This is a genomic window from Haloflavibacter putidus, assembly GCF_006546625.1.
GTDB lineage: Bacteria > Bacteroidota > Bacteroidia > Flavobacteriales > Flavobacteriaceae > Mesonia > Mesonia putida.
The window spans coordinates 225,233-239,712 of sequence record NZ_VIAR01000001.1 but is presented as its reverse complement, the minus strand read 5'-3'; the positions used below and the strand labels follow the sequence as shown (position 1 = coordinate 239,712).

At 34.3% G+C, this 14,480-nt stretch carries 8 protein-coding genes; 1 reads left to right on the top strand and 7 read right to left on the bottom strand.

Annotated features, from left to right (window positions below):
* From FKR84_RS01000 to FKR84_RS00980, 5 genes are all read right to left on the bottom strand, one after another.
* Window positions 1-840 carry an alpha/beta hydrolase family protein gene (locus FKR84_RS01000; protein WP_141420316.1) on the bottom strand — a complete coding sequence of 280 codons (840 nt, stop codon included), beginning with the start codon at window positions 838-840 and terminating at the stop codon, window positions 1-3.
* A 2-nt stretch (window positions 841-842) separates the two neighbouring features.
* Window positions 843-3,548 (bottom strand): PD-(D/E)XK nuclease family protein, encoded by a 2,706-nt coding sequence (locus tag FKR84_RS00995; protein WP_141420315.1) that lies wholly within the window; start codon window positions 3,546-3,548, stop codon window positions 843-845.
* Between the two features lie 71 nt (window positions 3,549-3,619).
* Window positions 3,620-4,999: an OmpA family protein gene (locus FKR84_RS00990; RefSeq protein ID WP_141420314.1), complete on the bottom strand. Its 1,380-nt coding sequence runs from the start codon at window positions 4,997-4,999 to the stop codon at window positions 3,620-3,622.
* 118 nt (window positions 5,000-5,117) lie between these two features.
* On the bottom strand, window positions 5,118-6,314 hold the full coding sequence (gene kbl, locus FKR84_RS00985) for a glycine C-acetyltransferase (RefSeq protein WP_141420313.1): 1,197 nt from the start codon (window positions 6,312-6,314) through the stop codon (window positions 5,118-5,120).
* A 32-nt stretch (window positions 6,315-6,346) separates the two neighbouring features.
* Complete coding sequence (locus tag FKR84_RS00980; protein ID WP_141420312.1) at window positions 6,347-9,487, bottom strand: UvrD-helicase domain-containing protein; 3,141 nt, start codon at window positions 9,485-9,487, stop codon at window positions 6,347-6,349.
* 204 nt (window positions 9,488-9,691) lie between these two features.
* On the opposite strand from FKR84_RS00980, the gene FKR84_RS00975 reads away from it, so the two are divergent.
* Window positions 9,692-10,300 carry a superoxide dismutase gene (locus tag FKR84_RS00975; protein WP_141420311.1) on the top strand — a complete coding sequence of 203 codons (609 nt, stop codon included), beginning with the start codon at window positions 9,692-9,694 and terminating at the stop codon, window positions 10,298-10,300.
* Window positions 10,301-10,395: 95 nt separating this feature from the next.
* Here the strand turns inward: FKR84_RS00975 and FKR84_RS00970 are convergent, their stop codons facing one another.
* Window positions 10,396-12,327 carry a tetratricopeptide repeat-containing sensor histidine kinase gene (locus FKR84_RS00970; protein WP_141420310.1) on the bottom strand — a complete coding sequence of 644 codons (1,932 nt, stop codon included), beginning with the start codon at window positions 12,325-12,327 and terminating at the stop codon, window positions 10,396-10,398.
* Window positions 12,328-12,532: 205 nt separating this feature from the next.
* Window positions 12,533-14,431 carry an amidophosphoribosyltransferase gene (locus FKR84_RS00965; protein ID WP_141420309.1) on the bottom strand — a complete coding sequence of 633 codons (1,899 nt, stop codon included), beginning with the start codon at window positions 14,429-14,431 and terminating at the stop codon, window positions 12,533-12,535.
* Window positions 14,432-14,480: the final 49 nt, after the last annotated feature.

Sequence of the window (14,480 nt, the reverse complement as noted above, 5' to 3'; positions counted from 1 at the left end):
TTATTTTAAGAATTCAAGGGTTTTATGTGTTACTATTTCAAGATCTTGAGAGAGTACTTTTTCTGGCCAAGGATGTTTGGTATTAAAAACATGGTTGCTGTTTTCTAATAAAAAGAGCTCACTATGCGGATGCCATTCTTCTAGTTGATGTGCTTCCTCTACCATTACAGAAAAATCATTTTTGGCGTGTACAATTAATTGCGGAATGTTGAGTTTTTTTACAGCTCTTTTTATACTTAAAGCTTCTTTATTTTTCTGAAAATCTTCGTAAAATTGATAGTAATGTGGCATTTTCTGCTTGGTACGCCCATTTTCTATATAATAAACCCCTTCGTTTTTCCAGGTCTCTAATTTTTCCCCAGAAGGGAAACGCGACTCAAAATTGCACACTCCTGCCCAAGTAACCACTTTTTTTACGAGGTTGTTATTGGCAGCTTTTAACAAAACAATACCGCCACCGCGACTATGCCCAATTAGGCTTAACTTGGTGACATCTGCGTCTGATGAAAATTCTTTTGTAGTAGTAATCCAATTAATAATAGTGTCTAAATCGTCTAATTGTTTGGTGTAATTATCGTTGCCAAAAGCTTCTAAATCTGGAAAATCTATTGGGTTTTGTGCGGTACCACCGTTATGCGAAAAATTAAATTTTATAAAAAAGAAATTGTTACGTGCAAACTCTTCGGCTACCAAATTCCAAGCCCCCCAATCTTTAAAACCTTTGTAGCCGTGGCAAAAAATGGCAATGGGTTTTGGTTTTCTATCCGGGTTATAAAAAACGTCTGTAACTATTGGACGTTGGTGTTTTCCTGGTATTTTAAAATTTTTCTCTCTAAACATAATCAAACTTCTTTTTCTATAAACGGAATTTGCGGATTCGCAATTTCAGTTATTAATTCTTTTACTGCATTTTCATATAAAGTTAAGGTTTCTGCATTAATAATAGTAATATTGTTGTTCTTAAAATGGAAAAACCCTTCCTTCATTTTCCGTAAAGAAATAATACCGGCTTCAAACTTGTTATCTGGTAGTTTATCTTGTATTAAAAAGGCATAAGTTAGTACCTGAAAAGCTTTACTATTATCGTAATCTGTAATTAAATTTTCCCAATTGGTAACTTTTAGGTTTTTTGCAGTTACCATTCCGGTTTTATAATCTACTACCCTAAGCATGCCATTTAAACGATCTACGCGGTCTACTTTTCCTTTTAAATTTACCGGAAAATTTAGCTTTTCTATAGGAAGATTTTTTTTGTGAGTTTCTTCAATAATTAAAATTTCTATATCGTTATTATTTTCTAAATCATGCAGTTGATTGCTAAGAAAATTTTTAACGTAACGATTGGCAACTTCGTAAATAAGTAAGTTTTTACCGCTGTTTATCGGCGCTTGTTTATAGTTGGCAGCAAATTCTGTTTGTACACGCTCTTTATAAGTTTGCAACATTTGTTTTAGGTGTGCAACAGTGAGTTTTTTATTTTCAAAAGGTTTGAATAATTTTTCCAAACTATCGTGAACAATGCTGCCTAAAGTATTATAAGCTACAGTTTCTTCTACTTCCGGACTGTCTTTTATTTCTAAAATATATTGTTTATAAAAATCTAAAGGATTACGGATGTAGGCGGTTAAAGCCGAAGGAGAAAAACCGGATTTGGTAATAGATTTTATTTTTTCGAGAACTTCCGGCGTTTTTTCTATTTCTTTTAATAATTGTTTTATGGCGGGCACTTGCGGACTAACACTTATGTTTTTTACCTCTCGTTCTATTTCTAACTGGGTTATAAATCTACTTTTCTCACCGCCGTTTGTACTGTTATGATCTGAATTATATAATAAAAACACATTTTTGGCACGTTGCAACAAATGGTAAAAATGATAGGTGTAAACTGCGTCTTTCTCTTTATAAGTAGGAAGTTTATACGCTTTTTTTAAATCGTACGGTATAAAAGAATTGGTGCTTTTTCCGGCTGGTAAAATACCTTCGTTAACCGAGCTGATGATGACATTTTCAAAATCTAAAACGCGGCTTTCTAGCATTCCCATAAGTTGTAAGCCACTAAAGGGAGAGCCGCTAAAGTCTAGGTTTTCGCTAGTAAGTAAATCATTATAAACGCGATGTAAAGCATTAATGTTTGTTAAGCTATTCTTGTCTTGAAGTAGGTTAATTAATTTACTGAATAGTTTGTGGAAATGGAAAAGATACTCTGTTTCTAACCTAAAGTTTTCTACATCATCTACCCGAAGGGCGAGAGATATTTCTTTTAAAGCACGCAGAAAAATAATAGGGTTTTTATCGTATTTTGAGAAACATAGTTTTAGTAAATGACTGGTTTTGTCTTCGGTTAATTCTAGAAGCTCTTCTAAGCTAATAAAAACCAAATTCTCTTGCATTATACGTGCGCGGGTTTGCCAACCGGTGTCGCCAATTTTCTGCATAAAAAACGGATGGTTTATAACTTCTAAAACGTGTTTGTAATAAATTTTCTTTTGCTGTTCACGTTGTATGTTAAAAAGCACTTCAAAAAAAGAAGCTAAAGGCGTATCTTTTAAAGGCAAGCCCATAGTAATATTTACCTTTTCTACGTTTTTAGGTAACGAATTTAAGATAGGCAATAGCAAAGCTTCGTCATTTAAAACAACAGCTGTCTTTGTTAGCTCCTCTAAAGAAAACTTAGAAAGGATATCACCAATTTTTTTTGCTTGTCCTATATTCTGAGAAACGGCATAAGTTTTTATATTTTTAGGTTGCGAGTAGTTATTAGAGAGTTGCTTTAAACTTTGCTTTTCTTGTGCGTAGTAAGGCCAATTCTTTTTATAGTCTCTTATAAAAAGGCCAGCTTGATGATTTTGATTTTCAAAAAAACTTTTATCTATGTCCCAAAAAACATCACCCTTTTTTGCTGCTAAAACATTTTGAATTATTTCTTGCTCGGCTTTGTTTAGAGCATTAAAGCCCAAAAAGATATAGTTTTTATCTGTAGTGTTTAAAAATTTAGAAATTGTTTCTGCCGCTTTACGATATTGCAAACCTTGATAAGCGGTACCAGCTTTGAGTATTTGTTGGGTAAAGTGCTTATAATAAATTGGTAATTGACGCCAGAAACGCAAATAGTTTTTTATTAAATCTGTTTGGTTATCTTGGGTAGACCAGTGGTTTATTTCCTGTATATCTGAGAGGTAAGAAAAGAAATTGTCTACTTCTATAAGATGCCGGTCTATCTCGTTAAAATCGTGTATTAAAGTTTGCGCCCAACCATAAAAAGTTTCAAAATCTTCGGTTTCTTTAGGCGGGGTTAATTTTGTGTATACTTCATAAAAACTAAAAATACTTTGTGTGTTGTCTAACTCAGAAAGTTGCGTCACTTCATTTAAAAACTCTTCTATACTCCATACCTCTGGACTAAAGATAGTACCCGAAACTTTTTGCTTTAAATGATCTTTTAAAGCATTTCCTGCTCTTTTACTAGGTAAGATAAAACTAGTTTGTGCAAGGTCTATTTTTTGCTCTGTAATCAAGTAGTCGAGTACTTCTTCTAAAAATGCTTTCATAACACCTAAAATAAAAAAAACGCCCCGAATTAACGGGACGTTTTCTGAAAAATAGCTTTATCTATTTTTTATTATTTGTCGTCTCTGTTTTTCTCTAAAGAAACTTCAACACGACGGTTTTGTTGTCTACCAGCTGCTGTTTTGTTTGTAGCAATAGGTCTTTCTTCACCATAACCTTCAGAAGTTACTCTGTTAGCATCGATGTTTTGTTCTTTTACTAAGTAATCTCTAACAGAAGCAGCTCTTTCTTTAGAAAGCTTCATATTGTAAGAATCTCTACCTTGACTATCTGTATGACCTTCAATATGGAATACAGTGTTAGGATATTCATTCATTATTTCTGCGATAGATTCTAATGCATCATAAGAATCTTTTCTTATGCTAGACTTGTTAAGGTCGAATAAGATAGTTTTAGAATACTCGTTTAATTCGTTAATAACTTCAACAGTTACTTCAGGACATCCGTTGTTAGCGGCAGTACCGGCAACATCAGGACATTGATCGTCTTTGTCTAAAACACCGTCACCATCACGATCTTCGTAAGGACAACCGTTGTTTTCTTTTGGTCCAGCTTCGTTAGGACAGTCATCCTTTTCGTCTGCGATACCATCGCCGTCAGAATCTGGGCAACCGTTTAACATTTTATCTCCAGCAACAGTTGGACAGTCATCTTTATGATCTGGAATACCATCACCATCAGAATCTGGACATCCGTTAAATTCAGCTAAACCTGGTTCGTTAGGACATTCGTCATCTTTATCTGGAATCCCATCACCATCAGAATCCGGGCAACCGTTAAATTCAGCTAGACCTGGAGTATCTGGGCACTCATCTTCGTCATCATAAATACCATCGCCATCTGTATCAGTTCCGCCAAAGGCTACTTTAAAGCCGGCAGAATGTTGCCAATGCTTATAACCATAATCTTCGAAAGCATGTTTATACTTCATCTCTGCATTAAAAGCGATGTTGTCTGTTAACCAAAAGTTGATACCTAGGTTACCATTTAAGGTACCAGCACCAATCTCGTCAACCCAAGTATAACCACCACCTACACCTAAATAAGGGTCAAACCAACCTTCTTCGTTGATTAGATCCTTAAAGCTGTAATTTACGCCACCATCTACGGCATAATAAGTTAAATCGTTTGCGGAAGCATCACCAAACTTATCAATTCGGTTTACACTACCTGCAACTTCTGCAGAAAAACCAGTTGCAATATATTTACCAATTGTAAGTTTAGAAACAGAAGGTAAAATATTCCAGTGGTCGTCTAGGTTAAAAGGTTCGTCTAAGAAATCTCCTCTAGGGAAATCTTCCCCTACAGGGTAAAGGTCTACGGCATTAACTCCAATACCGATAACCCAAGGATTGTTCTCGTCTTGCGCTTGCATAAATGTAAAGCTCAACATGAACAATGAAGCTAGTAATAATCTGCTAAGATGTTTCATATTCAAAAAGTTTAATTTTAAGTGTTAACTTAAGCAAAAGTAATCGGTTGTAAAGAATTAACAAAGTTTAATATAATAAAATTTTCTTAACACCCCTGCTATTGCTTTAGATTTGCGTTTAAATAATGTCTAATTGTTTCCCTACTTTAGTAAATGCCGCAATGGCTTTATCTAAGTGTTCTCTGGTGTGTGCGGCAGATAGTTGCACGCGAATTCTAGCTTTACCTTTAGGAACTACGGGGAAGAAAAAACCAATAACATATATTCCCTCTTCTAAAAGCATATCTGCCATTTGCTGTGAGAGCTTGGCATCGTGTAGCATTACGGGAACAATTGCAGAGTCTCCGTCTATAATTTCAAAGCCAGCATCTTTTATTTTCTTTTTAAAATATTTAGTATTTTCGTGCAATTTGTCTCTTAGTTCGTTAGTTTCAGAAAGCATTTCGAAAACTTTGATAGAAGCGCCCACTATAGCGGGAGCTAAAGAGTTGGAAAATAAATAAGGTCTAGAGCGTTGGCGCAGTAAATCTATGATTTCCTGCTTTCCTGTAGTGTAACCACCCATTGCGCCTCCTAAAGCTTTACCTAAAGTACCGGTTATAATATCTATACGGTCTAAAACATTTTTTTCTTCTAAGGTGCCAATACCATTATCGCCAATAAATCCGGTGGCGTGACACTCATCTATCATTACCAATGCGTCGTATTGTTCTGCCAAATCGCAAATTTCATCTAACGGAGCCAAAAGACCATCCATAGAGAAAACGCCATCTGTTACTATAATTTTAAAACGGGCGCCATTTTTATTTGCTTCTTTTAATTGCTCTTCCAAATCTTCCATATCGCCATTTTGATAACGATAACGGGCAGCTTTACATAAACGTACGCCGTCTATAATAGAAGCGTGGTTTAAAGAGTCTGAAATAATAGCATCTTCTTTTGTAAGAAGTGGCTCAAAAATACCACCATTGGCGTCAAAAGCGGCTGCGTACAAAATAGTGTCGTCTGTTTTATAAAAGTCTGCTATTTTGCCTTCTAGTTCTTTATGGATGTCTTGCGTGCCGCAAATAAAACGAACACTACTCATGCCGAAACCACGTTCGTCTAAAGTTTTTTTGGCTGCTTCTACTACATCTGGGTGGGACGATAGACCTAAATAGTTATTAGCACAAAAATTAATTACTTCTTGCCCTGAACTAATTTGAATTACAGCATCTTGGGGTGATGTGATAATGCGCTCTTCTTTATAAAGGCCTTCTTCTTTAATAGACTTTAATTCTTCTTGTAGGTGTTTTTTAATCTTACTACTATACATATCTCTTTATTTACGTGTGTTGCTTTACAAATTTACACATTCTTTACGGTTACATCCTCATTTATGTAAACCAATAGTTTTTTCTCTACAATATAACCCATTTCTTCTATTGCTTTTGCATATTGATTTACTTGTTTGGTATGTGTACCGGAATAACTGCCGGTTTTATAGTCTATAATGGTAGCTAATTTTGCTTTAATACACAAACGGTCTAGACGTTTAAACTTTTTTTGATTTAAAATTTCTTTTTCCGTAAAGACTTGATAATCTTTTTTAAAATACTGTTTTAGTTGTGGATGCAAACTTACTTTTTGAAGCAAATCTAAATACTGCTCGGCTTCTGTTTTTAGAAGAAGTCCGGTTTGTATAGCATTTTTTACTGCTTTTTCTACATCTTCTTGGTAAGATACAGTTTTTAATAATTCATGAATTAAATTACCTTCTGCAATAGCTTTCTCTGCATGACTTTCCCATAAAGCCCCAGATTTGGTTACTATTTCCAAATTATGTGCTGAGGGAGAACTAGAGTTTAATAAATTATCTTCCGAAAGAGTTTGAATCTTTTGCTTTTGTAGATTTGCCCCAGGTATTTTGCCAAATTCATAATTGCTTTTATCTTCTTGCCAAGCATTCTGTTTTTTTAAGAAATTTATAAAGATACCCGAGAACTTTTCTGTTTTTTCTATTTTGTTTTTGCTTAAATCTAAGGTAGATAAAACATACAATTGCTGTTTGGCGCGGGTTAAAGTTACATATAGTAAATTAAGATTATCCAATTCGGTTTGTTCTAGTACTTCTTGATAAGCTTCTGATACGACAGGTTTGTAGTGCTGCAATTTTTGAGAAGCTCTTATTTGTGCTGTAGGAATACTAAAATTTTGCGGTAAATCTATCCATATTTTCTCTTTACTAGTGTCGTTTATTTTTTCATCTGCATATGGGTAAATTACTATAGGAAACTCTAAACCTTTAGATTTATGAATGGTTAATATTTGTACAGCATCAATAGTTTCGGGAGCGCTAATGCTTAAGCTGTCTTTCTTATTTCCCCAAAAATTTACAAATCCTTGTATACCGTCTTTGTGTTTTTGCGTATACGTGTAAATGGTGTCTAAGAAAAATTGTAAATAAGCGTTGCTCGTGTTGGCTAAACCAAAACTGCGCAAACTATACTCTACTGCATCATAAAGTGGTAAATTATAAAAATTTTCTATCGCAAAGTTAATTCCTATAGATTCAAGGCTTTTGAAAAAATCTGGTAAAGGCAGGTTTAGTTTATTGTTTTGAAATTGAAAATGGTTTAACCCTTTATCTGTTTGTTGCGAAAATAAAAAGTCTAAAACTTCAAAGCGAAGATTTTTATCGTCTGGTTGTAAACTTAGCTGCAACAATGTGTCTATAAATCGTACTTCGGGCGCATTATTTAACAACAAAGTTTCAGAAGATATTATTGGAACGTCTTTTTGGCTAAGGTAATTGGCTATGGCAATGCCTTCTTTTTTGTTTCGCACCAAAATGCAGATATCTTTTTTTGCAAAGTTTTTTTCTTCTAAGTCTTGTATAATTTGATAAACTTCCTGCGGAAAAACTTCGTTTTTTTCTTCGACATTATTGGCCTCTAAAAAACGTAGATTTACATAACCTTGTTCTGCTTGGTTGGTTTTACCTATTTCTTGGGTAGCATTTTTAAAAAGCTCTTGGTATTCTTGCTTGCTTAAAAATTGTGCTGCGTGGGTAAAAAAAGCATTGTTAAATTCTATTATTTGCGGCGCACTCCTAAAATTGTATTGTAGAGAGATTTTTTCTTGTAGTACAGAAAAATTTTTATCGGTTTGGTTGCTTAGTCGTAAAAATTGTTCTGCTCTCCCGCCGCGCCACCGGTAAATAGATTGTTTTACATCTCCTACCAACATTAAGCTTCCTTCCAACATTTCTAATTGGTGTCCAACTAACGGAATCAAATTTTGCCATTGCAAAATAGAAGTATCTTGAAACTCGTCTATAAAAAAATGTTTGTACCGTTCGCCCAGACGTTCATAAATAAACGGTGTGGGTTGGCCTTGTATGTTTTTGCTGATTGTTTGGTTAAATTCTGAAATAAGAACTGCGTTGTATTCTTTTTTCAAAACTTCTAATTCTTCTTGAATTGCCGCTAAAAGTGATAACGAGCTTGTGTCTTTGGCAATATCTCGTAAAAAACTGTTTTCTATTACCAAGCTTTCGGTTTTTTCAAAAAGTGAAACTATTTCTGCTTGTATGGCATCCATAGTTGCTTTTATTACTTCTTTTTCTGCGCCTTTGTAATGTGGGTGGGTAGCAATATTTTCTTGCCATTTTGGTTTGTTTTTGCTAAGAGCGGGCAATTCTTTTGCCAAAATTTTAGAAAAATAGTTAGGAATTGAGCTTCTGTTAAAATTGCTGTTTTCTAAACCTTTTTGATTCAACAGAGCAAAAAAACCTTCAGCCAAATGACTTAAAGCTTTTTCGTTTTCTGCCAATTTTGTATTTAGCTCTTTCTTAAAATTTTCAAAGTCTGTTAAGCTTTTACCGCTCAATTTTAATAAGGCTGGTAAATTGTTTTCGTTAATAAGTAGCTTAGAAATACTAAATAAATCTTTGCTTACATCCCAACTTTTGTCGTCGTCTGTTTTTTCTATAACAAAATTAATTAGCGCCCGGGTTATTATCTTGTTTTTTCCAGCTTTTGCAATTATGCGATCTACCGCTTCTGTTAAGATGGTTTCTTGGTCCATCTCTACTTCAAAATTGGTGGGTATGTCTAAATCTTTGGCAAACGTGCGTAACAGCCGGTGGGTAAAACCATCTATTGTAGAAACTTCAAAGCCTGCATAATTGTGCAATATTTGCTCTAATATTTTTTTTGATTTTTGCTGAATTTCCTCTGCGCTTAAATTGGTTTGGCTTTGTACTTGCTTAAATAACGGCGATGTTTTTTCGGCAGAATTTGTTTCCGCGAAAGCGCGCAAACTATCTATAATTCTGCTTTTCATTTCGGCCACAGCCTTATTCATAAACGTAATAGCCAATATATTTTGGTAGGCATCCAAACGTTTTTCTGAGAGTAAAATACTCAAGTAGCGACTAACGAGCGTGAAGGTTTTTCCGGAGCCGGCCGAGGCATCGTAAATTTTAAAAGGAGAGTTTTGCTGCAAGATGAATTTTTGTCTAAAAATAAGAACTGCAAACGGTAATCAAAAATTTTATTCGGGTTGGTGCTTAAATTGTAATTAAATTTTAAAAAGACGCTGCCTATCCCTTATTTTTAGGTAATTTATAACATTTTAAAACCTTTAGTGTAGCAGATAATAGTTAATTTTGAGAGAAACTAAAGTTTAACAATTAAAAAAAATTAAATTATGGCTTTTGAACAACCAAAACTGCCTTACGCATACGATGCATTAGAACCTAATATAGATGCCGAAACCATGAAAATTCATTATGGGAAACATCACGCAGGTTATACCAAAAAATTAAATAATGCAATAGAAGGAAGCGACCTTGAAAACAAATCTATAGAAGAGATTCTTAAAGGTTTAGATATGTCTAAAAAAGCGGTTAGAAATAACGGCGGCGGTTACTATAACCACAATTTATTTTGGGAAGTAATGTCTCCTAACGGTGGCGGTAACCCAAGCGGAGATTTAGCTAAAGCAATAGATGATGCTTACGGTTCTTTTGATAAATTTAAAGAAGAATTTTCTAATGCTGCAGCAGGACAATTTGGTTCTGGTTGGGCTTGGCTTTGCGTACACAAAGGTGGCAAAGTAGAAGTTTGCTCTACACCAAATCAAGATAACCCATTAATGCCAGATACCGGTTGCGGTGGTTATCCAATCTTAGGTTTAGATGTTTGGGAACATGCCTATTATTTAAAATACCAAAACAAACGTCCAGATTATATAGATGCGTTTTTTAACGTGATAAATTGGGATAAAGTTGCAGAGAAATATAACGAGGCTAAGTAAATTTTAGTCCATTTTTAGAAACTGCCTAAAAAGTATAATTTGTCACTTTTCGCTTTACGCGGAAGTTTTACAAAACTACTCTTTAGGTGGTTTTTTTATTTCTTAGGAATTGCAATGCGCACCAACGTGCCATATGTTCCATCTTTATCAACATCTAAATCTTTATAAGTTACCGAAAAATTATACCGGTGATTCTTGTAAAAATTGGTAAGTAACTCTTTGGTAATTTTAATACCTACAGATTTTTTGGTAGATTTCTTTTTGGCATTTGTAGAAGCCGCTTGTTTTCTGCCAACACCATTGTCTTTAACTTCTATAAGTAAATGCCTGGCATCTTCTAAAACACGAATGTCTAAGTTTTTTTCCCCTTCTTTTTTAGCCAATAGACCGTGCCACAAAGAATTTTCTATAAAAGGTTGTAAAAACAACGACGGCACAAAAATATCTTCCAAATCATAATTGGTTTCAATAGCGGTTTTAAAAATAATCTGTTGGTCAAACCTAATATTTTCAATTTGTAAATAAAGCGTGGCGGTTTCCAGTTCTTCTTTTAGTGAAACTTGCTTAGATAGAGAAGACTCTAAAATCTTTCGCATTAGTTTAGAGAATTTGTTGAGGTAATATACCGCGTTCTTTTTGTCGTTTTGAATTACGTGCAATTTAATAGCGTTAAGCGCATTAAAAATAAAATGCGGATTCATTTGAAAACGCATTAATCGCTGCTCTAATTCTAAGATATTTTTCTCTGATTTTAATTGCCGCTGACGGTAAAATAAGTAAAAACTTATTAATCCTAAACCAGTCAAAACCGCAATTACAATCCAGATATTTTCTTTGCGCTCATGTTGCAATTGGTTTATTTTATTTTGCGCAGAAAGAGTTTTTATTTTCTCTGTTTTTTTAACCGACTCATATTTAATAATCAAGTCGTTAATGTATTTTGCTTTTTTTAATCCGGTAAGCTCATTCTCTAACTTCTGGTATTGTTTAAAATGTTTTAGAGCATCTTGTGGTTGTTTTACTGCTTCATAAAGCAGAGTAAGATGTTGGTGTAAAGAAACCTCTAAATCTTGTAGGCCCTTTTCTCTAGTTTCAGTTAGGCTAGACAAGAATATTTCTTCTGCCAAGTCATAATCTTTTGTTGCAAATGCCAATTTGCCAGCGTTTATATTTACTAACAAAAGATAGTAATCACTATTAACGCTTTTTGCTATAGGCCTTGCTTTTTCTATAAACTCTTTAGCTTTAACAGAATCTTTTTTTTTGAGGTAAATACTTGCCAACCTATTATAACAAATCATTCTTCCAAAATGGTTGCCTAATTCTGTGTCTATCTTCAAAGCTTTATTAACGTGAAAAATCGCGTCATCGTAGTTTCCTAATTTCTCGTAGGTTTTACCAATGTTCTCGTTGTTTATAGAAACAGACCATTTATTACCAGATTGCTCTGCTATGCCCAGAGCTTTTTGAAAACTTTCTAATGCCAAATCATATTGCTCCAGCAAAATATAAATATTACCAATAGAGTTGTAAGATACCTCTGTACTTCGTAAAATTCCTTTAGAAGGGTTTTCTATTTTTTCTGCAATAGTAAGCGCTTTTGTATGGTAATCTATAGAAGATTCGTAGGCATTCATTTTGCGATAATCTACCCCAATCATATTCAAACTAAAAATCTCGAATTCTTGATTATTGGCTTTTTTCGAAAAATCTAGCGCTTTAAAATGCATTTTTAAAGCTGGTTGGTGTTTGGCAAATTTTCTATATATGTTACCCAATTTGATTGCTTCATAACTTGCGCCGGTGTAGTAAGTTTCTTGATCAAAACGCTTAAGCGCTTCTAATACTTTTACAGAATCTCGTTGAAAAAATTTAAGCCGGTCGTTTATATTTTTATACGTCTGCGGCCTATCTGTTAAAATGCTGTCTAATGCAGAAGAGAAATTGCCTTGCGCTGCTAATTCGAATTGAAATAATAGAAAGCAAAAGATTGCCGTAAGTCTAACAACTTGTATTTTTAAAGCCATTTTTTTAATCTATGTAGCGAAGGTAAACTTTAAAAACGAATTAAATAAAAAAGGTGATTATAGAAACCACCTTTTTTGCCCCAAATTTTACCATAAACTTAACCTACTTAAATTATGGATGATAAATATATAAATTTTATATCAAATTAAGAAAAACAATATCGTTATTTAAGATAAAGTGTTTTAAAAACACGGTTATAGTTACTTAATAGGCTCTTTTTTTATTGCCTTCATAAAAGTTAATAAAGGCTTGGTTTACTACTCGGTTTCCGCCAGGGGTAGGGTAATTACCTGTAAAATACCAGTCTCCTAGATTTTTTGGACAGGCTTGATGAAGTTTTTCTATACTTTGGTAAATAACCTCTAAAGCCGCATTTAATTTATTATCACTTAAAATTTCGGCTATTTTGGCAGATATTTCTTGTGGACTAAAAGGTGCATAAATTTCTTTTACAAAATTTTGTACTTGGTTGTCGTCTAAGTCTACTTGCTCTTTGCATTTTGTATAAACGTTTTCTACAACGTGATATTGGTCACGCTCTTTTAGCAAAGCCAGGGCAGCTTTAAAAGCAACAAAATCTTCTAAACGCGCCATATCTATCCCATAACAATCGGGATAACGTATTTGTGGGGCAGAAGAAACTACAATAATTTTCTTGGGTTCTAATCTATCCATCATTGTTAGAATACTTTTTTGCAAAGTAGTGCCTCGCACAATACTATCGTCTATAATTACCAGATTGTCTTGTGGCTTTACCACACCGTACGTCACATCATAAACGTGGGCAACCAAGTCGTCTCTACTACTATCTTCTGTAATAAAGGTTCGTAATTTTGCATCTTTTACCGCAATTTTTTCTGTACGTAAACGGCGCGATAAAATTTCGCTTAAACGGTCATTAGTTAAATTTTCTTTTTCTTCTAGAATAGCTTCATTTTTTTGTCGGTTTAATTCGTCTTGCGCCGCTTCTACCATTCCGTAAAAAGAAGTTTCTGCCGTATTAGGAATAAAAGAAAATACAGAGTTTACCGTATCATGATTTATAGCCTCTAAAACATCTGGCATAATAAATTTCCCCAAATTTTTGCGCTCTTCATAGATTTCTGCATCGCTTCCGCGGGAAAAATAAATACGCTCAAAAGAACACGCTTTGCGTTCTAGAGGTTCTATTATTTTTTTTATTGTAGTGTTCCCATTTTTTTCGGTAATTAATGCGTGGCCGGGTTCTAACTCTTTTACATCTTTAAATTTGACATTAAAAGTAGTTTGAATTACCGGTCGTTCTGAGGCCGTTACCACAATCTCATCGTCTTTATAATAATATACAGGACGTATGCCAGATGGGTCGCGCAGCACAAAAGAATCTCCGTGGCCCAACATTCCCGCTATAGCATAACCGCCGTCCCAGTCTTTAGAGGACTTTCTTAATATTTTGGCCAAGTTTAGCTTTTCTACTATATGGGGCGAAGCCTCTCGTTTACTGTAACCTTTCTTTTTAAGTTTTTTGTATAATTTGTTTACTTCGGCATCTAAAAAATGACCTATTTTTTCCATTACCGTGACCGTATCTGCTTTTTCTTTAGGATGTTGTCCTAGCTCTACTAATTTATTAAATAGCTGAAAAACATTGGTCATATTAAAGTTTCCTGCAACAATAAGATTTCGATGCATCCAATTGTTTTGGCGTAAAAACGGATGCACATTTTCTATGCTGTTTTTCCCAAAAGTGCCGTAGCGTACGTGGCCTAAAAAAACTTCTCCTAAATAAGGAATATTGTTTTTTTGTAACCCCGTATTATCCGCGTACTCCGGGTGTAATTCTAGTTCTTGGTTTATTCGCTCGTTAATTCTAGCAAAAATATCTTGTATGGGTTGCGCATCGTTAGAGCGTATTCTGCTAATGTATCGTCTACCGGGCTCCATGTTTAATTTAATGCTGGCCAATCCGGCACCATCTTGTCCGCGATTGTGCTGCTTTTCCATCATCAAATACATTTTATTTAGACCATAAAAACCTGTGCCGTATTTTTCTTTATAATACTCCAAAGGTTTTAAAAGTCTAAGTAATGCAATACCGCATTCATGTTTTATAGCGTCGCTCATAATTGTTGTGTTGTTATGTCTTTACTAATAAAAACGCCCTGAAATTTCA

Coding starts and splice junctions, on each gene's coding strand:
- FKR84_RS01000 (WP_141420316.1), bottom strand. CDS start 840: ATGTTTAGAGAGAAAAATTTTAAAATACCAGGAAAACACCAACGTCCA.
- FKR84_RS00995 (WP_141420315.1), bottom strand. CDS start 3,548: ATGAAAGCATTTTTAGAAGAAGTACTCGACTACTTGATTACAGAGCAA.
- FKR84_RS00990 (WP_141420314.1), bottom strand. CDS start 4,999: ATGAAACATCTTAGCAGATTATTACTAGCTTCATTGTTCATGTTGAGC.
- kbl (WP_141420313.1), bottom strand. CDS start 6,314: ATGTATAGTAGTAAGATTAAAAAACACCTACAAGAAGAATTAAAGTCT.
- FKR84_RS00975 (WP_141420311.1), top strand. CDS start 9,692: ATGGCTTTTGAACAACCAAAACTGCCTTACGCATACGATGCATTAGAA.
- FKR84_RS00970 (WP_141420310.1), bottom strand. CDS start 12,327: ATGGCTTTAAAAATACAAGTTGTTAGACTTACGGCAATCTTTTGCTTT.
- FKR84_RS00965 (WP_141420309.1), bottom strand. CDS start 14,431: ATGAGCGACGCTATAAAACATGAATGCGGTATTGCATTACTTAGACTT.